The 26,298-nt window shown below is 56.5% G+C and carries 23 protein-coding genes; 12 read left to right on the forward strand and 11 right to left on the reverse strand.

The annotated features are described in order from the left end of the window. Positions 1–86 precede the first annotated feature (86 nt). From IAE55_RS14225 to IAE55_RS14245, 5 genes are all read left to right on the forward strand, one after another. Positions 87–1,007: a DoxX-like family protein gene (locus tag IAE55_RS14225; RefSeq protein WP_200633088.1), complete on the forward strand. Its 921-nt coding sequence runs from the start codon at positions 87–89 to the stop codon at positions 1,005–1,007. Next, on the forward strand, positions 1,004–1,648 hold the full coding sequence (locus tag IAE55_RS14230; protein WP_145161611.1) for a DUF4166 domain-containing protein: 645 nt from the start codon (positions 1,004–1,006) through the stop codon (positions 1,646–1,648). The genes IAE55_RS14225 and IAE55_RS14230 overlap by 4 nt, the downstream gene beginning before the upstream one ends. Beyond that, positions 1,638–3,266: a YndJ family protein gene (locus IAE55_RS14235; RefSeq protein ID WP_200633089.1), complete on the forward strand. Its 1,629-nt coding sequence runs from the start codon at positions 1,638–1,640 to the stop codon at positions 3,264–3,266. Before IAE55_RS14230 ends, IAE55_RS14235 begins: the two co-directional genes overlap by 11 nt. 96 nt (positions 3,267–3,362) lie before the next feature. Next, positions 3,363–4,487, forward strand: a complete 1,125-nt coding sequence (locus IAE55_RS14240; protein WP_200633090.1) for a GntR family transcriptional regulator — start codon at positions 3,363–3,365, stop codon at positions 4,485–4,487. A gap of 213 nt (positions 4,488–4,700) precedes the next feature. Then, positions 4,701–7,934, forward strand: coding sequence for an alpha-mannosidase (locus IAE55_RS14245; RefSeq protein ID WP_200633091.1), 3,234 nt, complete (start codon positions 4,701–4,703; stop codon positions 7,932–7,934). 110 nt (positions 7,935–8,044) lie between these two features. Here the strand turns inward: IAE55_RS14245 and IAE55_RS14250 are convergent, their stop codons facing one another. The 4 genes from IAE55_RS14250 to IAE55_RS14265 form a co-directional block, all read right to left on the reverse strand. Next, positions 8,045–8,695 carry an amino acid ABC transporter permease gene (locus tag IAE55_RS14250; protein WP_076172665.1) on the reverse strand — a complete coding sequence of 217 codons (651 nt, stop codon included), beginning with the start codon at positions 8,693–8,695 and terminating at the stop codon, positions 8,045–8,047. Positions 8,696–8,731: 36 nt separating this feature from the next. Beyond that, positions 8,732–9,397, reverse strand: coding sequence for an amino acid ABC transporter permease (locus IAE55_RS14255; protein WP_145161597.1), 666 nt, complete (start codon positions 9,395–9,397; stop codon positions 8,732–8,734). A gap of 72 nt (positions 9,398–9,469) precedes the next feature. Further along, positions 9,470–10,351 (reverse strand): ABC transporter substrate-binding protein, encoded by an 882-nt coding sequence (locus tag IAE55_RS14260; RefSeq protein ID WP_200633092.1) that lies wholly within the window; start codon positions 10,349–10,351, stop codon positions 9,470–9,472. A gap of 37 nt (positions 10,352–10,388) precedes the next feature. Next, positions 10,389–11,117 (reverse strand): amino acid ABC transporter ATP-binding protein, encoded by a 729-nt coding sequence (locus tag IAE55_RS14265; protein ID WP_076172673.1) that lies wholly within the window; start codon positions 11,115–11,117, stop codon positions 10,389–10,391. 515 nt (positions 11,118–11,632) lie between these two features. Here IAE55_RS14265 and IAE55_RS14270 point away from each other — a divergent pair. Next, on the forward strand, positions 11,633–11,833 hold the full coding sequence (locus IAE55_RS14270; protein WP_076172675.1) for a cold-shock protein: 201 nt from the start codon (positions 11,633–11,635) through the stop codon (positions 11,831–11,833). A gap of 156 nt (positions 11,834–11,989) precedes the next feature. Continuing rightward, the gene (locus IAE55_RS14275; RefSeq protein ID WP_076172678.1) at positions 11,990–12,223 is read left to right on the forward strand and encodes a cold-shock protein; all 234 of its coding nucleotides are present in this window, start codon (positions 11,990–11,992) and stop codon (positions 12,221–12,223) included. Between the two features lie 190 nt (positions 12,224–12,413). Here IAE55_RS14275 and IAE55_RS14280 read toward each other — a convergent pair whose 3' ends face one another. From IAE55_RS14280 to IAE55_RS14290, 3 genes are all read right to left on the reverse strand, one after another. Further along, complete coding sequence (locus tag IAE55_RS14280; RefSeq protein WP_076172681.1) at positions 12,414–13,457, reverse strand: NAD(P)/FAD-dependent oxidoreductase; 1,044 nt, start codon at positions 13,455–13,457, stop codon at positions 12,414–12,416. A gap of 76 nt (positions 13,458–13,533) precedes the next feature. After that, positions 13,534–14,571 carry a FecCD family ABC transporter permease gene (locus tag IAE55_RS14285; protein ID WP_145161591.1) on the reverse strand — a complete coding sequence of 346 codons (1,038 nt, stop codon included), beginning with the start codon at positions 14,569–14,571 and terminating at the stop codon, positions 13,534–13,536. After that, complete coding sequence (locus IAE55_RS14290) at positions 14,571–15,620, reverse strand: FecCD family ABC transporter permease (RefSeq protein WP_076172685.1); 1,050 nt, start codon at positions 15,618–15,620, stop codon at positions 14,571–14,573. The genes IAE55_RS14285 and IAE55_RS14290 overlap by 1 nt, the downstream gene beginning before the upstream one ends. Positions 15,621–15,950: 330 nt before the next feature. Between IAE55_RS14290 and IAE55_RS14295 the strand changes: the two genes are divergently transcribed. Beyond that, complete coding sequence (locus IAE55_RS14295; RefSeq protein WP_105445800.1) at positions 15,951–16,967, forward strand: ABC transporter substrate-binding protein; 1,017 nt, start codon at positions 15,951–15,953, stop codon at positions 16,965–16,967. 164 nt (positions 16,968–17,131) lie between these two features. Here IAE55_RS14295 and IAE55_RS14300 read toward each other — a convergent pair whose 3' ends face one another. Beyond that, entirely contained in the window at positions 17,132–17,833 is a 702-nt protein-coding gene (locus tag IAE55_RS14300) for a YcnI family copper-binding membrane protein (protein ID WP_200633093.1), read from the reverse strand. 60 nt (positions 17,834–17,893) lie between these two features. Further along, positions 17,894–19,561, reverse strand: a complete 1,668-nt coding sequence (locus IAE55_RS14305; RefSeq protein WP_145161585.1) for a copper resistance CopC/CopD family protein — start codon at positions 19,559–19,561, stop codon at positions 17,894–17,896. Between the two features lie 415 nt (positions 19,562–19,976). Here IAE55_RS14305 and IAE55_RS14310 point away from each other — a divergent pair, with 415 nt between their 5' ends. Beyond that, positions 19,977–20,147 (forward strand): hypothetical protein, encoded by a 171-nt coding sequence (locus tag IAE55_RS14310; protein ID WP_163880247.1) that lies wholly within the window; start codon positions 19,977–19,979, stop codon positions 20,145–20,147. Positions 20,148–20,299: 152 nt separating this feature from the next. Here IAE55_RS14310 and IAE55_RS14315 read toward each other — a convergent pair whose 3' ends face one another. Further along, positions 20,300–22,183 (reverse strand): bifunctional diguanylate cyclase/phosphohydrolase, encoded by a 1,884-nt coding sequence (locus IAE55_RS14315; RefSeq protein WP_200633094.1) that lies wholly within the window; start codon positions 22,181–22,183, stop codon positions 20,300–20,302. Between the two features lie 218 nt (positions 22,184–22,401). Between IAE55_RS14315 and IAE55_RS14320 the strand changes: the two genes are divergently transcribed. From IAE55_RS14320 to IAE55_RS14330, 3 genes are all read left to right on the forward strand, one after another. Further along, positions 22,402–22,743 carry a metal-sensitive transcriptional regulator gene (locus tag IAE55_RS14320; RefSeq protein WP_105445843.1) on the forward strand — a complete coding sequence of 114 codons (342 nt, stop codon included), beginning with the start codon at positions 22,402–22,404 and terminating at the stop codon, positions 22,741–22,743. Between the two features lie 47 nt (positions 22,744–22,790). Continuing rightward, the gene (locus IAE55_RS14325; protein ID WP_105445797.1) at positions 22,791–22,991 is read left to right on the forward strand and encodes a copper ion binding protein; all 201 of its coding nucleotides are present in this window, start codon (positions 22,791–22,793) and stop codon (positions 22,989–22,991) included. A gap of 185 nt (positions 22,992–23,176) precedes the next feature. Then, a complete protein-coding gene (locus IAE55_RS14330; protein WP_200633095.1) occupies positions 23,177–25,615 on the forward strand; it encodes a heavy metal translocating P-type ATPase in 2,439 nt (812 codons plus the stop codon). Positions 25,616–25,803: 188 nt separating this feature from the next. Here IAE55_RS14330 and IAE55_RS14335 read toward each other — a convergent pair whose 3' ends face one another. Next, a complete protein-coding gene (locus IAE55_RS14335) occupies positions 25,804–26,187 on the reverse strand; it encodes a MerR family transcriptional regulator (protein WP_200633096.1) in 384 nt (127 codons plus the stop codon). Positions 26,188–26,298: the final 111 nt, after the last annotated feature.

The raw sequence follows: 26,298 nt of genomic DNA on the forward strand, positions 1-26,298 counted from the left end.
TGATCTTGTCTAAACAGGAAGGAATTTAGAAGGACATCGGGCTTTTTCCGCGAATTAGGAAGGGAGCAAAGCAAGGGGGAGACGCCATGAAAAAGCAACGGCCCATCTATGTGCAAATCGATATCGACACAACGATGGATAAGCTATGGGAATATACCCAGAACCCGGATTTGCATACCGTATGGGATGCCCGGTTTACGGAAATTTCGTATTTGCCGCGGGCACAGGATGAACCTCAACGTTTTCGGTACCGAACCCGGATCGGCATGGGCATCGATATTGCAGGCGAGGGAGAATCGGCGGGACAAGTGGAGAAGGAATCCGGGGACCGGGTCTCCTCGCTGAAGTTTTGGACGCATGACCGGCTGTCGCTAATCCGAAAGGGCAGCGGGTATTGGAAGTATACGAAGAAAGACGGCGGTATCGGCTTCGAGACGCTGTACCAATATGAGTCGGCTTTCAGCGCGGCGGGGCGTCTTGCCGACGCCTACCTGTTCAGGCCGCTGCTCGGATGGGCGACGGCTTGGAGCTTTGACGCGTTAAAAATGTGGCTGGAGCAGGGATTTCATCCGAAGCTGCTGCTCCAGCGCTTTCTCACGTACTGGACCGTGTGCGGGGTGATCGCCTTTGTATGGCTGTACCACGGCCTCGTTCCCAAGCTAATCATGGCCCATCCGGACGAAATTCGTATGATGGAAGCCGTAACCGGGAGCATGGGCAGCGGTGTGGCGATGATCCGGATGGTCGGCATGCTGGAAATGCTCTTTGGACTCGTGTGGCTGCTGCCGCTGTATAAGCTGAAGCGCCCGCTGTTTATTCTCCAGATCGTTGCCATCTGCGGTCTGACCGCCTCTGCGGGGATCGGGGACATCGGCAGTTTCGTTGCCCCGTTTAATCCCGTGACGCTAAACGGTATGCTGATCGTCCTGTCGCTGATCGGCTACGGGAACAGCCGACATCTGCCCAGCGCCGCCCACTGCCGCCGAAAGAAGGCAGGTGACCTATGAAATCGATCTATGAACAGGCGCTCGGCGATACCTATCAGCTGCTGCATCCCAAACTGCAGGAACGTTACCGGCTGACGGGAGATGCCGTGTTTACCGCTGCCGGCCGGATGGAGGAAATCAGCGGCGGTTCGTTTGCCGTACGGGCCATGATGGTGCTGGGCGTTCGGGCCCGTCTGTTCTTTCCCGAGCGGGGTCGGAACATCCCTTTTGTTATCCACAACAAAGTATCTCGGGATGCAAAGGGCCAGGAGACGGTACATTGGGATCGGACGTTTGATTTCCGGGGCAAAAAGCGCCATTTCGATGCCGTGATGAAATGGGACAGTGAGGAGGAGCAGATCCTGGACTTGTTCGGCAAGCCGGCGCTGCTCGGTTCCTCCCTGTCCCTCCACGTGGACGACAAAGGAGCCATGCACATCTCCTCGAGAAGCCAGTGGCTGCCCCTGTTCGGCATGCGGATCCCGCTTCCCCGGGTTTTTCACGGGGCGGCCCAGATCGTGGAGTCCTACGACGAGGAGCGGCAGTGCTTCCGGATTCGGGTGCATGTGCGCAATCCGCTGTTCGGCACCCTTTTCGCCTATAAGGGGAGCTTTACGGGAACAAGGAAAGACGGGAGCGGAGGAAGCCGGGATGAAGCGTAACGCATGGTTCGGATTGCTGCTGTATGTGATGTTTCTCGGCGTCAGCGGGCGGCAGCTTCAAGTGCTTGAAGCGGTGCTGATGCTGGCGGTGCTGGTGCTGGTACCGGGTTTCCTGATGCTCGTGGATGCCCGCTTGCGAAACGGGAAAACGATGGCTTTGTACAAAATCATGACGATCCTTTACCCTCCGGCTGCCGTCTGTGCGGCACTCTCCTTCATGGGAGATATCCCGCTGTTATGCCTCCCCTGGGTGGCTTTTACGGTAATTACGGCGCTGTATGGGCTGAGACGGCTGCTGGAGAGGGGGCTGCATCCGCTTGCTGAAACCGCGGTAGATTTCGGACTGATGTACTTGGCCGGGGGCGGTTTCTGGTTCCTGGCTGCGTCACTGCATTGGCGTATAATGGATTTTTCGGACGTGCTCATCATGCTGACAGCCGTTCATTTTCATTACTCTTCATTTATTATCCCGATCCTGGCCGGGCTGCTGGGGCGAAAAATAACGGTTGGACGGAAGCTGTACCTAACCTCGACCGTCATCATCATGCTGGCCCCGGCCGGCATTGCGCTGGGCATTGCTTTTTCCACCGCCCTTGAGTTCATTCTGGTGGCGGCGTACCTGGCTGCCCTGTACAGCTACGGACTGCTTGTTTTCAAAGCTTCCTTTACCCGGCGGGAGGCCAAATACCTCATATCTTTTTCGGCGCTCGTATTGATGGTGACGATTCTGTTCTCCCTGATTTACGCAGCCGGAAGGGCGATGGGGTTCGGAAGTCTCTCGATCAACCGGATGATCTGGATTCACGGCTTCACGAACGCGGTAGGCGTAGCTCTTCCGTCGCTTGCGGGCTGGCTGCTGGAGGGAAACTTCCCGAAGGAGAGCTATTATGGCAAACCGGTAAGCTCCATCACCGGCGGAAGGCATATCGGGAGCCACTTCTTAAGCAGGAAAGGACTCCTTGACGAAACGGCATCCTACTCAGGGCTGGTCGACCGGATCGACGGGTTTGACTCCGCCTCGTTCCGCGCCCGGAGGCTGTCGCCCGTCATTCGGGATTTTTACGAGCATACCGATCAGTACGCGATGCGGGCCGACATCCGCTGGGCCGGGTGGTTTAGGCCGTTGGCTGTGGTCTATCAAGTCATCAGCCGCCGGATCGGGCAGATCCATCTTGGCACATTTAAAGGGTGGCAGGGGATGTACGGCCGGGTTCTTCCGGTGGCGTCGGGAAGGGACGGCAGGCAGCGGGTTCGCGCCTGGCAGCGTTTGAACGGGCAGGGGGAGGCAATTTTCATTGCACTCTATTCCCTGCATTGGTTCGGAGACGAGCCCTACATGAATATCGCCCTGCCGCTGCCGGGCGCCAATATGACCGGGATGCTGCGCCTGTATAATGAAGGCTCCGGGCTCGTCTTGACCAGCGCCCACAGCCCGGCTCACCGGGGCGATGAGGGCATTTACCTGCATGCCTCATGGTTCACGATGCGTTTGCCCCTGAAGGAAACCTTCTGGATCCGGGAGGGGGAGTCCGGACAGCGGCTGACGGCCCGCCACCGGATGTGGATTTTCGGACTCCGTTTCCTGGATATCCGGTACGATATTCAGCGGTCCGGGTGAGCCCGCGGCTGGGCAGCGGCGTTGACATGTATGTCCCATGGGATATAATGCTAAAAGGAAGATGACCGAAAGATCAGGTATTGGAGGATTATTGTCATGAGCCAGGACAGGGAGCCGCTGTACATTCAAATACAAAACCATTTCAAGCAGTTGATTGCTTCCAGGCAGCTGAAGGAAGACGACCGGATTCCGACCGAGAAGGAGCTGATCGACCAGTTTCAGGTGAGCCGGATCACCGTGGCCAATGCGCTGGCCGAGCTGGCGGGCGAAGGCTGGATCTACCGGATTCCGGGCCGGGGAAGTTACGTCAAGGGCGTGCCTGAGAAGTACATATCGGGTAATCCGGTCTCCCTCGTTTCTGAGGCCAAATCGTCGTCGGCTCCCAAGATCGGGCTCGTGTTTCCTTCCATTGAAGATTATTTTGCCATCCAAATGGTACGGGGGATCCGCAGCGCGCTGTCGGGGAGCAAATACTCGCTGGTCGTCATGTTCACTTACAATTCCAAGGAACTGGAGAAGGAAGCGATCCGCGAGCTCCGCAGCACGACGGACGGGCTGATTATTTTTCCGGTGGATGCCGAGGTGTACAGTGAAGAAATTATCGCGCTGAAGATGCAGAATTACCCGTTCGTGCTCCTGGATCGGCATCTGCCCGGCGTAGAGACGAACGTGGTCCTGTCCGATCCGGCTCTGGGTTCCATTCTGGCGGTGGATCATCTGTGGGAGCTGGGACACCGGAACATTGCGATATGCTCGGATTCTCCAATACCGACGGTGACGGTCGATGAACGGATTCAAGGATATAACGAAGCGCTGAAGAACAAGGGCGCGATGATCAATCCTGCTTTGATTCTTACCGACTTCAGTATCCCAACGGGGCGTTCCCGTACGGATCACCCGCTGTACCGCTTCCTCAAAAGCCGGATGGCGACGGCGTTTATCGCGCTGAACTGCAAGCTTGGGGTCAACCTGTGGTCCATGGCCAAGGAATTGGGGCTGGATGTCCCGGGTGACCTGTCCATCGTCACGTTTGATAACCCGAGTCCCATGCTCGAAGAGCTCAGCGTATTTACGTATATCGATCAAAGCGAGGAAGAGATGGGGCGCGAGGCGGCTAGCCTGCTGCTGGATATTTTGGAAGGGAACATCAAGGACGTCAAGTACACGAAGCGGATTTTTAAACCCCGTCTCGTCATTCACCATACGACAGGCCCGCTATAACCAGGGGAATCGAGAAACGGCATTTCTTGAAACAAGAGATGCTGTTTTTTTTGTTTTATATTAAACATAAATGCTATATTATATATATTAATACGAGCAAAACTTATTGCCGATGTGCTGTAACCGACGAAGCAGCAATTTATTACTCCGGAAATTCCGGGAGCATGCATGGCCGGAGACGGAAGGATGCAGAAGGGGAAAAGGTGATCATCCATGAGATTTATGATTGAAAAGCTGGAGCGGCGCATTCAGGAGCTGGCCGGGCTGAGATACCGGGACCGCAAGCCGCTGGAGAACATGCATATCGTACCGGATGTGGAGAGTTTGGCGGAAGCGAAGGCCGCCGCAGGCAGCCAGCCGGTCGTGAAGGTAGGGGACCGCTGGGGAGGAAGGGACCGCTACGCCTGGTTCATCGCCGACGTGACGTTTCCCGCATCGTGGCGGGCGCAGGACGTCATAGGACTGATCAAGCTTGGGGAAACCGGCGGGGGCAACTGCAGCGGTTATGAAGGCCAGGTGTATCTGAACGGGGAGCCGGCGCAGGCCGTGGACCGCAACCATGCCGAGCTGTTCTTCCCGGCGCAGGCTGTGGACGAAGGCCGCGTGGAGCTGGCCATCCGCGCATGGAGCGGACTGACGCCCCCGAACGGCAGCCATATGCCGTTTGATCATCGGGTTGATGTGCTGGAACTTGCGATGCTTGATGCGGCGACCGACGATCTGTACTACACGGCGCTGCACATGCTGCAGACGGTGAAGCTGCTGGACGAACGCGCCTTGGAGAAGCAGGCGATGACGTCTGCGCTGGAGGAGGCGTTCCGGCTGCTGGACTGGAGCGCGCCGGGATCGGACCGCTTCTACGCCTCCACCGAGCAGGCGCTGAACGTGCTGAAGGAGCGGCTTGAGGCGATTCCGCGCGGCCCGCGGCCGCAGATCACCGCGGTCGGCCACTGCCATATCGACGTCGCCTGGTTGTGGCGTCTGAAGCATACCCGGGAGAAGTCCGGGCGCTCGTTCTCGACGGTGCTGACGCTCATGGACCGCTTTCCGGAGTATGTCTTCCTTCAGTCCCAGCCGCAGCTGTACGCTTATTTGAAGAAGGATTTTCCGACGCTGTACGAGAAAATCAAGGATCGCGTGAAGGAAGGCAACTGGGAGGCGACCGGGGCGATGTGGCTGGAGTCGGACTGCAACATTCCTTCCGGGGAGTCGCTGGTCCGGCAGCTGCTGACGGGCAAGCGCTTCTTCAAGAGAGAATTCGGCGTCGACAACCGCGTCTTATGGCTGCCGGACGTGTTCGGATACAGCTGGGCGCTGCCGCAAATTTTGAAGAAGAGCGGCATCGACTACTTCATGACGACCAAAATCAGCTGGAGCCAGTACAACCGCTTCCCGTACGACACGTTCATGTGGCGCGGCATCGACGGAACCGAAATGCTGACGCACTACATCACGACCCCGGACAACGACGGCAGTTGGTTTTATACGTACAACGGCAACATTACCGGCTCCTCGATTCAGGGACTGTGGGATAACTACCGGCAGAAGGACATCAACGAGAACCTGCTGCTCGCCTACGGCTGGGGCGACGGCGGCGGCGGTCCGACCCGGGATATGCTTGAAGCGGCCCGCCGTTATGAAGACATGCCGGCGGCGCCGCAGGTGAAGCAGGGCGGAGCGGAAGCATTCTTCGAACAGCTGGAGGAACGGGTCAAGGATGATCCGCAGCTTCACTTGTGGGACGGGGAGCTGTATCTGGAATACCATCGCGGCACCTATACGTCCCAGGCTTATAACAAGCGGATGAACCGCCGGTTGGAGCAGCTGCTGCACAACGCGGAATTCGTGAACGCGCTGGCGCTGATGCTGAATCCGGGCTATGCCTATCCGGCCGGGGGCCTCGCGGACAGCTGGGAAATCGTGCTGCGCAACCAGTTCCACGACATTATCCCGGGCTCGTCTATTCACGAAGTGTATGAGGACAGCCGGGTCGAGTACGCCGAAGCTGAGCAGCTGGCCGTACAGGTGTTGGAACAGGGGCTGTCGCAGTTTACCGCCGAGGGCCGCGGAGAAGCGGGCGCACAGCCGGACTCCGCCAAGGCGGAAAGCAAAGGCTTCCCTGTCCGGATTTTCAATCCGCTCGGCTGGGAACGCTCTTTCGTCAGCGAAGTTTCCGTGGAAGGGGCCGCACAGTTGGTGTGGTATTCCGCAGCCGGAGAAGAGCTGGCGACCCAGATCATTCCAGCGCAGGAGGGTGGATCTGCCCGCGTGCTGGTCACCGTGAAGGATGTGCCGGCCTACGGCTACACGACCATTTACGGCCGCAGCGAGGGGGCAGGCACCCAAGGTTCGGCTTCCGCTGCAGGCGCAGCAGCGGCTGAGACGGATTGGCAGATCACGGGAGACGTCGTGGAAACGCCGTTCTACAGCATCCGCTTGAACGAAGCCGGTCAGCTGGTATCGCTGTACGACAAGCAGGCGGACCGCGAAGTGCTGAAGCCGGGCGAGCCGGCGAACGTGCTGCAGGTGTTCGAGGATAAGCCGATGGCGCACGACGCCTGGGACATCGATATTTTCTACCAGGAAAAAATGCGGACGGTCGAGGATCTGAAGGAACTGACGGTCCTGGAGGAAGGACCCCTGCGCGGCGTGATCAAGCTGGTGTATGCGTATCACAACTCCACCATCGAGCAGCGGTTCACGGTGTACCGGGACGACCCGCGGATTGATTTTGTGACCAAAGTGGATTGGCACGAGCACCAGCAGCTGCTCAAGGCCGCCTTTCCGGTCGACATCCGGTCCACCAAGGCCACTTACGAAATCCAGTTCGGCAACGTGGAGCGTCCGACCCACTGGAACACGAGCTGGGATTACGCCCGGTTCGAATCCGTGGCGCAGCGCTGGGTGGACCTCTCCGAGGGCGGTTACGGCGTCAGCCTGCTGAACGACTGCAAATACGGGCATGACATCCGCAACCATGTCATCCGCCTCAGCCTGATCAAATCCGCCGTCTATCCGGACGGAACCGCCGATCAGGGGGAGCATGAATTTACGTATTCGCTGTATCCGCACCGCGGCGGCTGGTATGAAGGCGGAACCCACCAAGCGGCCTGCGGCCTGAACACGCCGCTGCTGGCCGTGCCGGTACAGGAAGGCATTCTGCCGGAGGCGCTTGGCCTGGTTAAGGTGAATCAGCCGAATATTATGATCGACACGGTCAAAAAGGCCGAGGACAGCGACGATATCGTCATCCGCATGTACGAATACGGCGGCATCCGCACCCGCGCCCGGATCGAGCTGGATCCGCAGGCCGGTGCGGTCAGCGCGGCGGCCGAGACGAATTTAATGGAAGAAGGCGGCGAGCCGTTGAGCGTATCGGGCAATGGTACGGAGCTGCGCTTCAAGCCGTACGAAATCAAAACGCTGGTGGTATCGCTGGCGCGTTAACCGCCCACACCATACTTGATACGGATACACACCAAACCCAAGCAAGCCCAGCCTCACCCATGAAGGGGGAGAGCTGGGCTTGTTTTCTTTGTCCGGGCCGAGCAGCCGTGTCAGAGCGTCTTGGCCTCCAGCCGCCGGGCGATGATCGAGAGAATGTAGTTCACGATGAAGTACAGGGCGGCAGCGAAGATAAGGGCCGGGATGACGTAGTTCGGGCTGTGTCCCTGCAGGATCTGCACATTGTGCATGAGCTCGGGAAGCGAAATGATAACCGCGAGCGACGTATCCTTGAGCAGCGAGATGAACTGGCTGACCAGGGGCGGAACCATGCGGCGCAGCGCCTGCGGCAGAATGATATGCCGGAGCGTCTGCATATAGCTCAGCCCCGAAGAGCGGGCCGCCTCGATCTGTCCCCGGTCAACGGAATTGAGTCCGCCGCGGACGATCTCCGAAATCATGGCCCCTTCGAACAAGGTCAGGCCGACGACCGTCGCCCAGAAGGGGGACATCTTGATGCCGAGCTGAGGGAGCACGATGTACATGAAGAAGATGATCAGCAGCAGCGGCAGATTCCGGATAATATCGACGATGGCTGCGACAATCCGGGACAATACGGGGATTTTGGCGTAACGCAGCGTCCCGAGAACGGTTCCCAGCACGAAGCTGAACACAATGGACAACACCGCGACCTCGATCGTAACGAGAAACCCCTCAAGCAGAAACTTGACGTTGGGTAGGGAATAGGCACCTATAAAATCCATGGCGGCATCTTCTCCTCTTGCCAGAATAAAGCCCCTTTATCGGTCAGCCGAGCGGAACCGGCGTTCCATGTAATGGACCGCAAAGCTGAGCGGAAGCGTAAGCACCAGGTAAAAGACGGCGACGATCGTATACACGGTCAGGGGCAGGAAGGTGTCGGAGTTGATCAGGTCGGCGTAATACATCAGGTCCATCCCAGTCACGACGGCCAGAATGGACGAATTTTTAACGAGATTAATAAACTGGTTGCCGATCGCCGGCAGCACGATCTTGATTGCCTGGGGCAGCACGATATGAAGCATCGTCTGGATGTACGACAGTCCCGTCGCGCGGGCGGCCTCGGTCTGGCCGGTCGGTACGGACTGGATGCCGGCACGGATGGCTTCCGCGATGAATGAGGCGGTGTAGACCATCAGCCCGAGCGTCCCCGAGGTAAAGCCGTCCAGCGGCAGTCCGAGCGACGGGATTCCCAGGAAAAAGAAAAACACGACGAGCAGGAGCGGGATGTTGCGGATAAACTCAACATACACCGTTCCGATCACATTCAGGGCCCGGATCGGGGAGATCCGCATCACGGCGATGATAACGCCGAGCACGAAGCTCCCGATCAAGGCGAGGACGCTGGCTTCGATCGTGTGGATAAAGCCTTCGGCAAAACGGTCCCAGTGGTTAAACAAGACGTGAATGTCAAATTTGCCCGGCATGGCCTTCGTCCTTTCTTAAAGGTTTTCAGGGCTCCCCGCAGCGTGCCGGGAAAGGCATCGAAAGCCAAGGCCCTACTCGGGTTTGACACCCATCCACTGCTCATACAGCTTGTCGTATTCGCCGCTGTCCTTCATTTCCTTGAGCAAATCGTTGACGGTTTTCACAAACTCGGCGTCGCCTTTTTTGATGGCGATTCCGTAAGGCTCGTCGGTGAAGGTGCCGCCGACCAGCACGTAGTTCGGATCCTGTTTTTGCATGCCGAGCAGGATGGCGTTGTCGGTCGTCAGGGCTTCCCCTTGGCCGGCTTTCAGCGCTGTAAATGCGTCCTGATAGTTTTCAAACTCCAGCACGGTGGCGTCCGGCGCCTTTTCGCGGATGTTTTTAGCTGAGGTGGATCCTTTGACGGTCAGCACCTTCACGCCTTTTTTTAAGTCCTCCAGGCCTTTGATGGCGCTGCCTTTCTTCACGAGCAGGGATTGACCGGCTTTAAAATAGACGTCGCTGAAGTCGACCTGCTGCTTGCGCTCCTCGGTGATGGTCATTGTAGCGACGATGAGGTCGATGTCCCCGTTTTGCAGCAGCGGAATGCGGGTTTTGGACGTCACTTCCTTCAGCTCGATCTTGGTTTCATCGCCGAGTATTTTTTTGGCCAGCGCCTTGGCGATGTCGATGTCAAAGCCCTCTACCTTGCCGGAAGTCGGGTCCTTCAGCCCGAACAGCTTGGTGTCGTATTTCACGCCGGCGATAAGCTTGCCGCGGGCCTTGATCGCTTCCAGCGTACCGCCCTTGGCGGCCGTGTCCCCGCCGTCGTCCTTGTTCCCGCTTGTGGTCGTGTCGGTCGAACCGCCGCCGGTCGCGGCCGTGGGCTCGCTCTTCGAGCCTCCGCAGGCCGTGAACACCAGGCACATCGCCAACAGAACAAACGCAACACTCCACCTCAAAGGTTTTTTCATGAATTCAATAACCCCTTTCCATATGCTTTCACTGAATTTAATGATGAATCAGCCGGCTGAGAAACGTCCGCGCGCGCTCTTCCCGCGGATGGTCAAAGAAGCTTGCCGCCGGGCCTTCCTCGATGATCTGACCGTTGTCCATAAAAACGACACGGTCGGCAACCTCGCGGGCGAATCCCATCTCATGCGTAACGATGACCATCGTCATCCCGTCGTAGGCGAGAGAGCGCATCACGTCCAGCACTTCGCCGATCATTTCGGGATCGAGAGCCGATGTGGGCTCGTCGAACAGCATGATCTTCGGATGCATGGCCAGGCCCCGGGCGATGGCGACCCGCTGCTGCTGTCCCCCCGAGAGCTGGGAAGGGTAGCTGGATGCCTTATCCGCAATGCCGACGCGGGATAGATAAGAAGTCGCACGCTCGGCCGCTTCTTCTTTGGAGAGGCCAAGCACCTTAACCGGCGCAAGCACAATGTTGTCGATCACCGTTTTATGGGGATACAGATTAAAATGCTGAAAGACGATGCCGATCTCGCGGCGGAACCGGTTAATGTCGATCTTTTTGTCATGCAGCGCCGTTCCGTTTACGTAGAGCTCGCCCGACGAGATTTTTTCCAGCCGATTGATGCAGCGGAGCAGGGTGCTCTTGCCGGAACCGGACGGTCCGATAATCACGACCACTTCGCCCTCTTCGATCCGAAGGTCGATATTCTGGAGGACATGGAAGCTGCCGTAAAATTTACTGACGTTCTTGAATTCGATCAGAAATATACCTCCCTTCCTATGTAACCTTTAAGTGCGTGTTCAAAAAGTTCGGTTTTCAGCACCGAGAAGATTGAATGAAGCAAGGGACTGAGGAGCAGAGCGTACGTAGTGGGTACGTGAGCACCGGAAGGCCCGGCTGAATTCAAGATTCGATGCCGAATCAGCTTCCCGATTTACTTCGTGATCAAAAGCGGACTTTTTGAACAACCTCTTTAAGGAGCATGTCGGCCCGACGTGCTCGTAACACTATATTGCTGTAAGCCCGATAAAATGATTAACCTGCCCAAATGCCGTCACCTCGAAGTCATATCTTGGCATGGCATATCAACATTTCCCAAATCCTTGCATTTTGGTGATTTCCGTGGTACACTGTATTCAGTTCTGAAATTTGAAACCAATTCACATATTGAAAAGGGTATCATGTTTACGATGGAACTTTTTTCAATGTGTGAATTTTTTTTAGCTTTATTTAAAAGAAGGATCATATTAAATTTCAATTTTGGAGGTACAGCCCCATGCAAACAGGTACAGTTAAATGGTTTAACGCCGATAAAGGCTTCGGATTCATCGAAGTTGAAGGCGGAAACGATGTTTTCGTACACTACAGTGCAATCACTGGCGATGGTTTCAAAACGTTGGACGAAGGACAACGCGTCCAATTCAACGTGGTTGAAGGCAACCGTGGACCACAAGCTGAGAACGTAGTGAAACTGTAACATCAACAAGCGGCTGCCCTTAACAGATTCGTTAAGGGCAGTTTTTTCATATAGACCAAGCAGGCTTGTCCAAGATCCGTTCTTGGCGGAGGTTGACTGCTGCAGGGCGTCCGTTTATACAGTTTGGTTTTATACTTCATAAAAGGGGGACTGAGCATGAACTACCGCAAAAAGTCGATGGAGGAAATACCTGAGGAAAATACAGCGATCTGGTCCTGTACGAAGGAAGGGTGCAAAGGGTGGATGCGCGATAATTTCGCCTTTGAGCATGAGCCGACCTGCAGGTTGTGTAATTCCCCGATGGTGCGGGATACGAAAATGCTTCCTGTTCTGAACAATTCGAGTGCCGATCAGAAATCGGCCAAGAAGGGCGTCAAGATCGACTCCTAAGCAATGAACCCGTGTGAAATCATAGAATAATCCGATATAAACGGCAAAAAGGTCTGCACGATCATGCAGGCCTTTTTTCTATGGGATTCAGATCGAAGTTATCCCATTGAAGGTTCTGGTTCGGTTAATTTATCCTGTTAATGGTTCATGTCCTGAAGCCTAGACAGTCTTTCCTGGCCGGTACCCGGTGTTAGTGGTCTTCGTCGATGACGCCAAGCGCCCGGTTTTTCTCCTTGAACCGCTCATTGTGCGAAGAAACATATGCAACCTTGGGAGCTTCGGGATCCATGTAGAGCTTGGCGCTGTTCGTGGCAAGCACAGCATCGGTGAATGTGCCAGCGATCAGTCTCACTTTGCTGCTGTAGTCCACAAAGTCTCCTGCGGCAAAAATTCCCGGCACATTCGTTTCCAGCTTGTCGCTGACGTTCGCCGTCCATTCGCCCATATCGATGCCCCAGTCGCGGATCGCCCCAAAGTTATACCGCATGCCGTGGTTGACGATGACCGCATCAACGTCCACGCGAAGGGTATCGCCGCTCTCTTCGTGGCAGATCGAAACCTGGTTAATCGCGCACCCGTCGCTGCTGTGCAGCTGGCGGACGGTATAGGGAACATGGATCTGGACGGAGGACTGCTTCATGCGAACCACGTTGCGCTCATGGCCGCCAAACTGCTCGCGCCGGTGTACCACACAGACGCTGGCTGCGATCGGCTCGAGCTCATTGGCCCAGTCCACGGCGGAATCGCCGCCGCCGGAGATGAGCACGCGCTTGCCGCGGAAGGGCTCGAGCTCCTGCACCGTATAGTGAAGGTTGCTCACTTCGAACCTGTCGGCACCTTCGATATCGAGCTTCGCCATCTCCAGGATGCCGTAACCGATCGCCATGATGACGGTGCGGGTCCAGTGCTTCTCTCCGGTTGAGGAAGTAAGCAGAATGGTGCCGTCCTCCAGGCGCTCTTGGCCGACAATCTGCTGGCCCAGCACGACGGTCGGATCAAAAGTCAGCGCCTGCTGCTTCAACTGCTCGATCAGGTTGCGGCATAGAATCGGTCCCGTACCGCCGACGTCCCAGATCATCTTCTCCGGATAAATCAGCATCCGTCCGCCCAGTTCGTCCTTCGCTTCGATCAGCTTGGTCTTCAGGTCGCGCATCCCGCTGTAAAAAGCCGCATACATGCCGGCAGGGCCACCCCCGATGATGGTTACGTCGTACAGCTCCAATGATTCACTCATGGTTTTCCCTCCAAGTCCATTCAGGTATGATCCGATCCAAAAGTCGGAAAATAAGATCTATATCAAGCACTGGCATTTAACTTTTCGCTCTTGCGAGCAGATACAGAAAATAAGGTGCGCCGATGACGGCGACCACGATGCCCGTCGGTACGCCGGAGGGCTGCAGAATCCAGCGGCCGATCGTGTCGGCCGCGATAACGAGCAGCGCCCCGATGAGCGCCGAGACCGGCAGCAGCATCTGATGCTTCGGACCGACGAGGCGTCTGGCCAAATGCGGACCGACGAGCCCGACGAAGGCGATCCCGCCGCTGACGGCTACGCTGGCCGCAGCCAGGGCGACGGCAGCGGCGAGCAGGCGGAACTGCTCTTTGCGTACATTTTCGCCAAGGCTGGTCGCCATCTGCTCTCCCATCTGCAGCACGTTCATCACCCGTGCCCGATAAATAATGTACGGCACCAGAACTACGATCCAAGGGAGAAGGGAGAGGACAAACTTCCAGTTTGTTCCCCAGATGCTCCCTGCTAGCCATGTCGCGACGAATTGATACTGCTCGGGCTTCAGCCGGAGCGTCAGCACGATCATGGCCGCCTGAATGCCGGCGGCGACGGCAATGCCTGTCAGCATCAGCCGGATCGGGCGGATTCCCTTGTTCCGCGTGTAGGACAGGGAGTAAATCAGTGCAGCCGTCAATCCCGCGCCCACAAAGGCTAAGAGAGGGAGCAGGAATACCGGCATCGCCTGCGTCGTCGGATAGAACGACACGAGCAGCATGACCATCAGCCCCGCTCCCGAGTTGATGCCGAGGATGCCCGGGTCGGCCAACGGATTGCGGAAAATCCCCTGCATGACCGCTCCGGACACCGCCAGTCCCGCACCGATCAGCACCGAAATGACGATCCGCGGGAGCCGGAATTCGAAGAGAATCAGGTTCTCCTGATCCGATCCCTGCCCGAACAGCGTCCGGATCAGGTCGAGCGGGCTTAACCGTATGTAGCCGGTGTTCATGCTGATAATAAAGACTGCAATAATGAGCAGCGCGAGAATCAGCATGACGGTCATGCCGCGAAGCTTTCTCCGCTGTTCGTAAGTAGAAACCGCTTGTCGTTCGGACATTACAGATCCCCTACCTCTCTTCGTGCAAGATAGAGGAAGAACGGAACGCCGATCAGCGAGATGATCGCCCCGATCGGGGTTTCATGCGGCGGATTGATCATTCTTGCCGCCAAGTCGGCGAGGACCGCCAGCAGGCTGCCCAGCACCGCCGAGCAAGGGACGATCCAGCGGTAATCGACGCCGACGAGATAGCGGGTGACATGCGGGATAATGAGCCCGATGAAGCCCACCGATCCGACCACGGCTACCGAGGAACCCGCCAGGACGAGCACGATGAGTACGGCGGCCAGCTTGATTAGGGCGGTGCGCTGCCCGAGCCCCTTGGCGACTTCATCGCCGAGACTCAGCATCGTGATCGACCGCGAAATGAGCAGCGAGCCGATCAAGGCGCCGGCGATCCATGGGAACATGATCTTGAGCTGCACCCACTTCGTACCGGCTACGCCGCCGGCATACCAGAAGGCCAGGTCCTGGCCGATGTGAAAGTACAGCGCCACGCCTTCGCTGAGCGCGGTCAGCAGCAAGCTGAGCGCCGCGCCGGCCAGAACGAGGCGTACCGGGGTAAGCCCTCCCGGGGCGAGCGATCCGACGCCGTAGACGAGTCCGGCACCGACGCCCGCGCCGAGAAAGGCGTACAGGATCAGGTACATAAAGGACAGACCGGGGAAGAAGGCAAAGCATAGCGCAAGGGCGAAGCCTGCACCCGCATTAATGCCAAGGAGTCCCGAGTCAGCGAGCGGATTGCGGGTCATCCCCTGCATCAATGCGCCGGCTACCGCAAAGCTTGCACCAATCATCGCGCTGGCAAGGACCCGCGGCAGGCGCAAATCCCGAATAATTTGATGATTGACCACATCCGCATGGAAATTGAACACGGCCGACCATACTTCAGACAGCCGGATATTGGCCGCTCCGAAGGAGATCGATAATCCCATGCTCAGAACGAGCGCGGCAAGGCCGCCGATGAGTATCAGGCTGGCGGTCTTCGGACGGGAACGGAGGCGTTCCTTGGAGTCCGGGGTCATATTCGCTGCTGCCTGCTGATTCATATATTGTCACCTATTTCCGTGAAATTGATTCTCATTCTCACTTCATTCTCAATTACTCATTTTATATGAACAGCAGGCCTCTTGGCAATGAGAAATATGAAATCGGCATAAATCTGGCACAATTGAGCGTTGGTTCTGCAATGCACTGGAAGAAGGCCATTCTCCATAAGGAAGTGCGCAGGTGAAACCCTACAGGTATTAGGTAAATCTCTGGACGATGCTGATTTCCCGGCAAGAAAATAAAGATTGACAAGGGGCCGGCGAGCTGATAAGTTTTCAATTGATAATGATTATCATTACTGACGTATTACATACCTATGGGGGGTTATTATGTTTACAAGGTCCAAATCATCGTTTACGGTCATGATCCTGGTGGTCATGCTCTCCATGCTGGTGACGGCCTGCGGCGGCAATAACGGCGGCAGCGGGTCAGCGGCATCCGGCGGGACGGCAGCCGAAACTTCAGGCAAGGAGACAGCCGCATCGGATTCGAAGGAAACGGCGTCGGACGGAGGAACGCGTACGTACAAGACAGAAAAAGGCGACGTGGAGATTCCCGTAAAGCCGCAGCGCATCGTAACCGATTATTATGGCGGCGAGCTGCTGTCCGTTGGCGCCCCTGTGGTGGGCGCGGAACCGAGCATTTTCCAAAACCCGTTCCTGAAGGATAAGCTGAACGGAGTAGAGGATGTAGGCTATCCAATCAATACTGAGAAGGCGCTCTCGCTCAAGCCGGACCTGATCGTCGTCATGTATGACGACAATTATGAAGCGTTGTCCAAAATCGCACCGACTATCTACATTCCTTACGGCACAGCAACTAACGTTGACGATACGGTGCGCCTGTTCGGCGACATTGCCGGCGAAAAGGAAAAGGCAGAGGAATTCATCAAAGCGTTCGACGAAAAAGCAGCAGCTGCCCGTGAGAAGCTCAAAGGCGTTGTGGACGAGAACGCCACCTTCGGCATCTACGAGTTGACGGACAAGGGCGAGCTGTGGACGTTCGGCGACAATGCCGGCCGCGGCGGCCAGGTGCTGTACAATGCACTTCAGCTGAAACGTCCTGCGAAGAACAGCAAGGAAAACCAGACGCTGCAGCTGTCCATGGAACTCCTGCCCGAGTATGCGGCGGATTACATGTTCCTGACGACCTACGATCCGGAGAAGAAGGGCGACAAGCTGAAGGAACTGAAGGCTTCCCCGGTATGGAACAGCCTGGCGGCCGCAAAGAACGACCGCATCTACTATAACGACTTTGACACGTTCTACCGCTATGATCCGATTGCTATTATGGGCCAAATCGATTTGTTCGTGGATATGATCCTCGAACACAGTGGTAAGAAATAGGAATTAGCATATAGGGTGCCCAGGCGGCAACGCTTGATACCCGCCTGCCGGTAACGAAAAAGAAGCTGCTCCGCTTTGATGCGGGGCAGCTTCTTTTTGTTTTTAACATCGCTTTGTCGAGCTGTCATGGACAATTTCTCTGATCAGCTGTTTTTGCTGGTCATTTATTGCCGTCTTTTCGTAAACGAAGTGATCAAGGACACGATGGACAGCAGCAGGGCGGCAATCGAAGCGACCAGTGTCGCGGTCTGAACGCCGCTGCTTCCGGAATCCGCTGCGGCCGGGGCAGGAGTCGATGCGGCAGCCTGGTCCTGAGCGGACGTGTCGGCCCCGGCTCCGTTATCCGTGGAGGCTGTGTCGTCATGGCCGTGATCGGCAGGCTCCGTGGATTCCGTGGCAGTGATTTTGGTGATGGAGTGCGGTGAATCCGCGCCTTCGTCACCCGTCCATTCCACGATGCTGCCGTCTTTGTAATATTGGTAGGCGTCCCAGGCGACATCGGCATCCTGGTCCGGGTTCTGCGCAACGAAGTTAAACTGCTGGAATTCTCCGGCATTAATGCCGGCCCCGGTAGCGCTCCACGTGATGGTTTTGATTTTACCCGAGGCATCCTTTTCGGTCGTGACTTTCCACTCCGGCACCGGCTGGTACTGTTTAAGGTCCACGTTCTCCGGCACTTTTAACGTTACCTTGGTAGTGGCAGCTTCTTTCTCTGATGGAATCTTGATCGTGTACGTTTCCCAGGCTCCCGGAGCCGATGTGGCCGGCTTGACCGTCACATGGGCGCTGGCGATGCCGGAAAACAGAAGCAGGCCGGCGGCTGCCGTGATCAAGAACGGGATGCGTTTGCTCAACAATTTTTTCATGCTCAATACCCCTTTATATTGTATTTTGTGATGAGGCCGATATCATTTGCCCCGCATGCTTCAACTGCTTCCTACGGTAATCTGGAAGTCGGTATCCCAAGCGTCGAGGGACTCGGTCAAAATATGGACATGGACGTTCCAGCGGCCTGCCATGCTGATCAGGTCCTGGGCTTTATACGTCTTGTCGGCGCCGGGAATTTCGATTTCGTATTTGCCCATATCCATGTCCAGCGAGGTCAGCGTCAGCTTGATCTGCTGAATGCCCTGCACCGGCTTGCCGCTGGCATCCTTCACGCCTACCTCGAAGGTATTCTCGCCCGCGATATTCGGGCTGATCTGCAGCGTGACGACGGTGCGGTTATCCAGCGTCTGCTGCACATTCACCGGCCCCGGATTAGAGGATGCCGGGGGCAGGTTCGAGAGGGCGGCGGCGAGCACCAAGGCCGCAATGCCGGCCGCGAACTCGATCCATACGCCGGCGCCAAGAGGCTTGCTGCGGCGCTGCCCGCGGATGAGGTGCACGGCGGCGAAGCCGAGCATCACCAGCAGCAGCACACATTTCAGCAGCAGGATGCGTCCGTAGGCGGTGTGAAGGAGCGAATACCAGGTCGGTACATACGTCAGCGAGGCGTACACGCCGCTGATCAGCACAGCCGCCACCAAGGTGGTGCCCCATAGAGAGAAGCGCTCAATGACCGCGAAGTAACTCTTTTTACGAAGATCCGGTTCGGCTGGCAGTGATGCCTCCCTAGGCAGAATCAAGCCGAGTGCGAGCAGGCAGCCGAGCCAGATGGAAACCGACACGAGATGAAGGAAATCCATAAATACCGGCATCCATATCGATTCGGCCGAAGCGGCGTGCCCAATGAATGCCTTGGACAGCAGCAGCCCCACGCCGGTCAGCAGCGTGCCCGCATACAACGCACGGAGCCCTTTTTGCTCGGTGCTCTGGGTTGCGGCGTAGAGCAGCGCGCCCAGGAGCAGTACAAGGATGACCTGCACCAGCCAAATATGGCCGAAGCTCGTAATGCGCAGCATTTTGCCGAGGAGCTCCGCGTTCCACACCTCGCTCCAGCCGACTCCAGCTTCGATCGCCGTCTGCATCGGCAGGCTCAGGAGCACACCGAGGATCAGAGCGGCATAGGATATGCCCAGAAGCTTACTGCTCCGAGGAGACAACACCGGATGCCGGGATCCTCCGCCCGCAGGCAGCAAATATAGATAAAAACATAAAACGCCAAGCAGAAAAGCCAAGCTTACATAAAAGACCCAGCGGATCAGGATTAGATCGGCGCCCGGCGTATAACCAGCGTACACAATGTGGCTGGCCGTATTCTGGCTGCCTGTGCCGATTTGGAACGGAAACGTTCCGTTCACCGGATGGCCGTCGCCGGACACGGCTTTCCACTGAACTGTATAAATACCGTCCGGAAGACCAGTCTTCAGGTCCACTTCCAGGACGGCCGGCTGTCCGGCCGGAACTCTGCTGCTGCCCTGGTTAACCTTTGCTCCGGACGAATCCATCACGATGATGGAGTGAAAGGCCGGCTGCAGCGCCTCATTGAACTTAAGCGTCACTTTAGCTGGCGCCTGCGTCATCACTTCATTATCGGACGGGCTGGACTTGGTCAGATAGGCATGGGCCGAACTGGCGGCAGGATGAATGAGCACTCCGATAAAGATCACCAGCATCCACACCCATAGCGGGTTCATATTACGTTTGAACATATCAAGGATTCACCTACTTTGATTTCGGTGCCGTTACCGCCGCTTGCGGCCGGCACATTGGTAATTGTATAGCCATCGTTCCGTGATGAAAATGACCCTAATGGGCTATAGCCGACCACAGGATTCATCGATTTCGTGAACTTTCGCCATGAAGCTGGATGGATCTAGGCGATTCTTCTTTTTCGGAAGCTAAATTTTTCCATGAAATGGGATATTTGGCGGCTGACTTGCCGGATACCGGAGGATACGGCAGGATTTCTCCGGCTGGGGGCTCTGAGCCCCGGTCATCGCGGTTCAGCCCGCGAGGGCCGGGATCAGCCATTTTCAGCACATTTTCAATAAGTTTCAGGTCTCGATATAATAAAAAGGGAGTTCCCAATGAACGAAAAAATTGAAATCAGGAGTGATGTTATTCATGAGTTTGGCTGTATTGGAACGTCGGAGTGAGCTGCTGAAGAAACGGATTCAACAATTGATCATCAAGGATAACCAGTACGGAATCAGCCGTCAACAGAACATGTTCCTGCAGCACATGATTAAGGAATTACACCAAACATCATACGAGTTAAACACGGAGCGCGGGTAAGCCGGCTGGGCTGATCCGGACGGACAGAAAAAGGTACCCGCAAGGGTATCTTTTTAGATTAAGAAAGCAATTAAATCAAGTTAAAGAAACCCGGATCATGCTTGCAGACATGCGCCGGGTTTTTCGTTCATATAAATAGAATACGTGTGAAATCAAGACGTTGTTGGCGAACCCGCATAGAGAAGGTTCACATCCGCAGCAGGAAGGGCTTTGCCCTTCTGTCTGGCTTCGATATACCGAATGAACAGCTCGGTCAGGTCCGGGTCAAACTGGGTTCCGGCACAGGCGCGCAGCTCGCGGATTGCATCTTCGACCGATTTGGTGTTCTGGTATGGGCGCTCCGAGGTCATGGCGTCAAAGGAATCGATCACGGTGAGCATCCGGCACAGCAGGGGGATTTCCTCCCTCTGATACCCGTGCGGATACCCCTTGCCGTCGTACCGTTCATGATGCAGCTCGATATAAGGCACCAGCGCTTTGAACGGCTCCTGAATGAGCGCGATTTCCTTGCCCCAAACGACATGCTTTTTCACCGTTTCCCATTCCGAAGGGCTCAGCTTGCCCTGCTTCCGGATAATGTCGCGCGGTATTTCGAGCTTGCCGATATCGTGGATGAGTGCCCCGAGCACGAACTGCTTCCGGCTGACCGGGTCCAGCCCGAGTACTTTGCTCATATCCATGGCGTAGCGAAACACCCGCTTGGAATGCTTGAACGTATCGATATCCTTGTACAGAAACAGGCTGAGCAGCTGCTCGATGTTTTTGACGTCCTGGGCGATGTCCTGCTCATCCCGAACAGGCTGGGATTCCCCGAAGATTTGTACGGTGTTTTTACCCTGTTTTTTGGCGCCGTAGAGGGCCTGGTCCGCCTGATCCACCAATAGCGATTTGTCGTGAATGTCGGGCTTGTATCCGGAAATGCCGGCTGAGAAGGACAAGCATCCATGCGGAAAAATTTCTACGCCTTCGTAAGGGGTGTCGTTGATCCGTTTGCGCAGACGGTTGATAAACTCGAGGGCTTGCTGCGTATCGTAACCGGGCATCAGCAGGGAAAACTCCTCGCCGCCGTACCGGGAGGCGGAAATGCCGGCCATTTCCGATTCCTCTTTTAAAATTTGGCCCATGAGGCCCAGCAGCCGGTCTCCCTTCAGATGACCGAAGTGGTCGTTGTACTTTTTGAAATCGTCGATATCGACCATGGCCAGGGACAGCGGCTTGCCGGTATTTCTCGCCTGCTGCAGCTGCACGTCGAGTATTTGCTCGAAGTAGGTGTGATTGTACAATCCCGTCCGCTGATCCGTATTGGCGCGCTCCTGCACCTGCTGATACATGCCGAACTGCATCCGGAACAGGTGGGACAGCAGCAGGCTGATGCCGAGAAACAGCCCCAGTCCCGTCACGCCGTTATGAACGACCATGATCGTGAGCACGAGAGAGAGGATCAGGATGCATAAGTAGACAAGCATGGATTCCCGCAGCAACCCCTTCAGCAGGGCGTACAGGTTGTCCCGGTTGCGGTACATCAAGCAGTAGTACAAGCTGATACATATCAGGTTCAGTATAAAATAAGCAACGAGGGCGCCGAAGTATGCCGGCAAATGAACGTTCTGAAGGTAGCCCTGACGGCCGCCCATCAGATGAAACATGCCGCCTGCACCGGAAATCATAATGGAATAGATGGAGAAGTTGAGAAGGTGCTTCCACCATGCCAATTTCCGTTCGATGAAGGCGAAGATGACCGCGCTGACCAGCAGCATGACCAGAGAAGCCGCGCTCCCATAAGTAAAGATGCACGCCAGATACACGACCGAGTCCATCGACTGTTTGCTCCCGTCCGGGGGAACCTGGAAGGTATACATATACAGGACCAGCGACGCGGCAAGCATGGAGCCAAGAAGAAACCAGTCCGCCGAAGTATATGCGAGGGACAGGCTGCGCATGTGGAGCAGGAACAGAAGGGTGCCAAGCAGGCAGAACACCGTCGTGCCGACCAACCCGGGAATTTGCTGCTGTGTAATTAGACGTTTTTTGAACATAAGATTTATCTCCCTGCAGCAAAAAAATGGATATTCGAATCAGATGTTTATTTCGCCTTGTTAAATCTTAATTCCTTTAATTTTCAAGGCGGAATGGAAAACGAATCATCATCTGACGGTTCTGTGCTTGCATACTATTGGGGGGTATCGTATAATGATAGTATCAAAGCGGCATAGGAGGTGTCCTTATGGCGAAGGTCGAAATGAAGGTCGAAGGAATGAGGGGCGATGCCCTGCTCTCCGCTGCCGGTCCTGACAGCTCCTGCGAAGGGGGATGCAGCGAGCGGCACAGCCACCATTCGGAACAAACCAAGAACAATTTGATTACCCGTTTGAACCGGATTGAAGGACAGATCCGCGGCGTGAAAGGCCTGATCGAGAAGGATACCTATTGCGATGATGTGCTGAACCAGATCGCGGCGATCCAATCGGCCCTGAACGGCGTAGGCAAGCTGCTCCTGGAGGGTCATATGAAGAGCTGCGTGGTCGAGCGGATCGAAGCCGGGGACCATGAAGTGATTGACGAACTGCTGGTTACTGTGAAGAAATTAATGAAATAATACCTGCATGAGAAGCAGGGATTATCCAACTTAAGGAGGAATATATGATGAAACAGGTTACGCTTAACGTTGAAGGTATGTCGTGCAACCACTGCGTCAATGCGGTAGAAGGCGCGGTGAAGAATGCCGGCGCCGCAGGCAAGGTTGACTTGCCGTCCAATACGGTGACTGTGGACTACGACGAGAACAAAGTAAGCCTGGACACCATTAAGGCAGCGATTGAGGATCAAGGCTACGATGTTGTCTAAACATTAGATCAGGCGGATGTTACGCCTCGAATACGAGTTTCAGAAGATAGCTGAGGCGAGGATGTCCTCCGCTTATACCAGGCAGCGATGCGAATTTACGTGATTTGCGGGCGCTGCCTTTTTTGACTCTAGTTTATACCCCGCTGGGGTATGCCATAGACTTGGGGAAAGGAGAGGACGCGGCTATGGAACAGCATACGCCGGATCAATCGGAGAAGCATACGACCCTGTCCATTACGGGAATGACCTGTGCGGCCTGCGCAGCCCGGATCGAGAAGGGGCTAGGCCGGATGGAGGGCGTCAGCCGGGCGAACGTGAACCTGGCATTGGAGAAGGCCTCCGTCACCTATGATCCGAAGCAGACAAATCTGAAGCAGCTGGAAGACAAAATCGTATCGCTCGGTTACGGCACGATGAAGGAAACGATGGATTTTGACATTACGGGAATGACCTGCGCGGCCTGCGCGACCCGGATCGAGAAGGGGCTCGGCCGGCTGTCCGGCGTGACGGAGGCGAATGTCAATCTGGCGCTGGAAACGGCCCGGGTGGAATATATGCCGGGGACGGTGACCGTGCAGGACATGATGCATAAGGTGGAGCAGCTCGGGTACAAGGCGATTCCGAAGCAGGAAGCCAAGGATACCGCCGAGCTCCGCCGTCAGGAGATCCAGCACAAGCGGTGGAAGTGGATGATGTCGGCCATTCTCTCCCTGCCGCTTCTATGGGCGATGGTTGGCCACTTTTCCTTTACGGCATGGATCCCGGTACCCTCGCTGTTCATGAACCCTTGGTTCCAGCTGATTGTGGCTACGCCGGTACAGTTCATCATCGGCGGGCAGTTCTATGTCGGAGCCTATAAAGCGCTGCGCAATTGGAGCGCCAACATGGACGTGCTGGTCGCTCTGGGTACATCGGCCGCTTATTTTTACAGTCTGTATCTGACGATTGCCTCCGCCGCGATGGGAATGAACCATTCGGTGGAAATGTATTATGAGACGAGCAGCATTCTGATCACGCTGATTCTGGTGGGCAAGTGGTTTGAGGCGCTTGCCAAAGGCCGGTCCTCGGAGGCGATCAAAAGCTTGATGGGGCTGCAGGCCAAAACGGCACTCGTTCTGAGGGACGGGAAAGAGGTCAGCATCCCGGTCGCGGACGTGGCCGCCGGCGATACCGTGCTCGTCCGTCCCGGGGAGAAGATCCCGGTGGACGGGCGGGTACTCGAAGGATCGTCCTCTGTAGATGAGTCGATGCTTACCGGCGAAAGCCTCCCGGTCGAGAAACGGGCCGGGGACAACGTAGTGGGCGCCACGCTGAACAAGAACGGCGTGCTGCGCATCCGGGCGACGAAGGTCGGCAGCGAGACGGCGCTGGCCCAGATCATCAAGGTGGTGGAGGAGGCGCAGGGCTCCAAGGCACCGATCCAGCGGATCGCTGACGTCATTTCCGGCATTTTCGTGCCGATCGTGGTCGGCATAGCGATTGTAACCGGGCTGGCCTGGTACTTCCTTGTGGACCCGGGCCACTTTGCCCCTGCCTTGGAGAAAGCCATCGCGGTGCTCGTCATCGCCTGCCCGTGCGCGCTCGGACTGGCGACGCCGACCTCCATCATGGCCGGCTCCGGCCGGGCCGCGGAGTTCGGCATCCTGTTTAAGGGTGGGGAGCATCTGGAGTCGGCGCAGGACGTCCAGGTGGTGGTGCTGGACAAAACCGGCACCGTGACGAGCGGCAAGCCGCAGCTGACGGACGTGGTGCCCGCGCCGCTCATGACCGAGCAGTCGCTGCTGCGGATGACCGCGGCGGTTGAGAAGCATTCCGAGCACCCGCTGGCGGAAGCCATTGTGGCGGGCGCGCAGGAGCGGAGCAAAGGGCTGCCGCTGCCGGAAGCGAAGGATTTTGCCAATCTGCCGGGCTACGGCGTCTCCGCCCGGGTCGACGGCCGCTTCGTGCTGATCGGCACCCGGAAGCTGATGGCCGAACGAGGAGTAGCGCTGGACAGCGCCATTCCGGTGATGAATCGGCTGGAGGAGGCCGGGAAGACGGCGATGCTGGTGGCGGTGGACGGCAGATATGCCGGGCTCGTAGCCGTCGCCGATACGATCAAGGAGACGTCGCGCGAGGCGGTGTCCCGCCTGCAGGAGATGGGCATCGAGGTCGTCATGATCACCGGCGACAACGAGCGGACGGCGCAGGCGATTGCGGCCCAGGCCGGCATCCGCCGCGTGCTGGCGGAGGTGCTGCCGGAAGGCAAGGCCGAGGAAGTGAAGAAGCTGCAGCAGGCCGGCCGCAAGGTCGCGATGGTCGGGGACGGCATCAACGACGCCCCGGCCCTGGCCACAGCTGATATCGGCATGGCGATCGGCACAGGGACGGACGTGGCGATGGAGGCCGCCGACGTCACCTTGATGCGGGGCGACCTGAACGCCATCGCCGACGCGATTCTGATGAGCCGCCGGACGATGGGCAACATCAAGCAGAACCTGTTCTGGGCGCTCGCCTATAACACGGTCGGCATCCCGATCGCCGCGGCGGGCTTCCTGGCGCCATGGCTGGCCGGCGCCGCGATGGCGTTCAGCTCCGTGTCGGTCGTGCTGAACGCGCTGCGCCTGCAGCGGGTGAAGCTGTGACGCTGCCGCCGATTAGACTTAAACGGCGGTGGCAAAGGTTATGCCGGTCGCTAGTTTAACTGCATATGCTGCACGTCAAATACGCCCAAGGGAACCGGATGAACGCCGGCCCCTTGGGCTTTTTGCGTGTAAATCATTTCCCGTATCTCCTGATCAGGACTGATGCCTGGCAATATGGCCCGGGTCGGTCAAATTTTAATGTCCGCATGATTCCTTTGAGCTTCGAGCACGTCGTACAGCGCCAATTTATAATTGATTTTATCCAAATTGCGGTAGAGATCGGCTATTTTGTGTTCAATATCCTTTTTATGCTGGAGCATCATCGCTTTACGTTCCGAAATGGTGAAATCGCCCGCTTGATACAACTGGACATATCTCTGTATCTGCACGATTGGCATGCCCGTTGCCCGAAGTGCGGTAATGAAATGGACCCATTCCAGGTCCTCATCATCGTATTGGCGTTTTCCGTTCTCATCGCGTTTGACATGAGGGAGCAAGCCTTCATTTTCATAGTACCGGAGCGTGGAAGCCGATATTCCAGTCATCTGCGTGACCTCTTTTATACTGTTCATGGATACACCCCTCTGTATTTGTTGTTAAAGTTAACTTTAGCATAAGTGATGTTCAGAGGTAACAGAAATGAGCGGCTGGATGTGTAGAATGCTGATGGGGCAGGCAGCAGG

Source organism: Paenibacillus sp. S28 (assembly GCF_016624415.1).
Lineage (GTDB): Bacteria > Bacillota > Bacilli > Paenibacillales > Paenibacillaceae > Paenibacillus_AQ > Paenibacillus_AQ favisporus.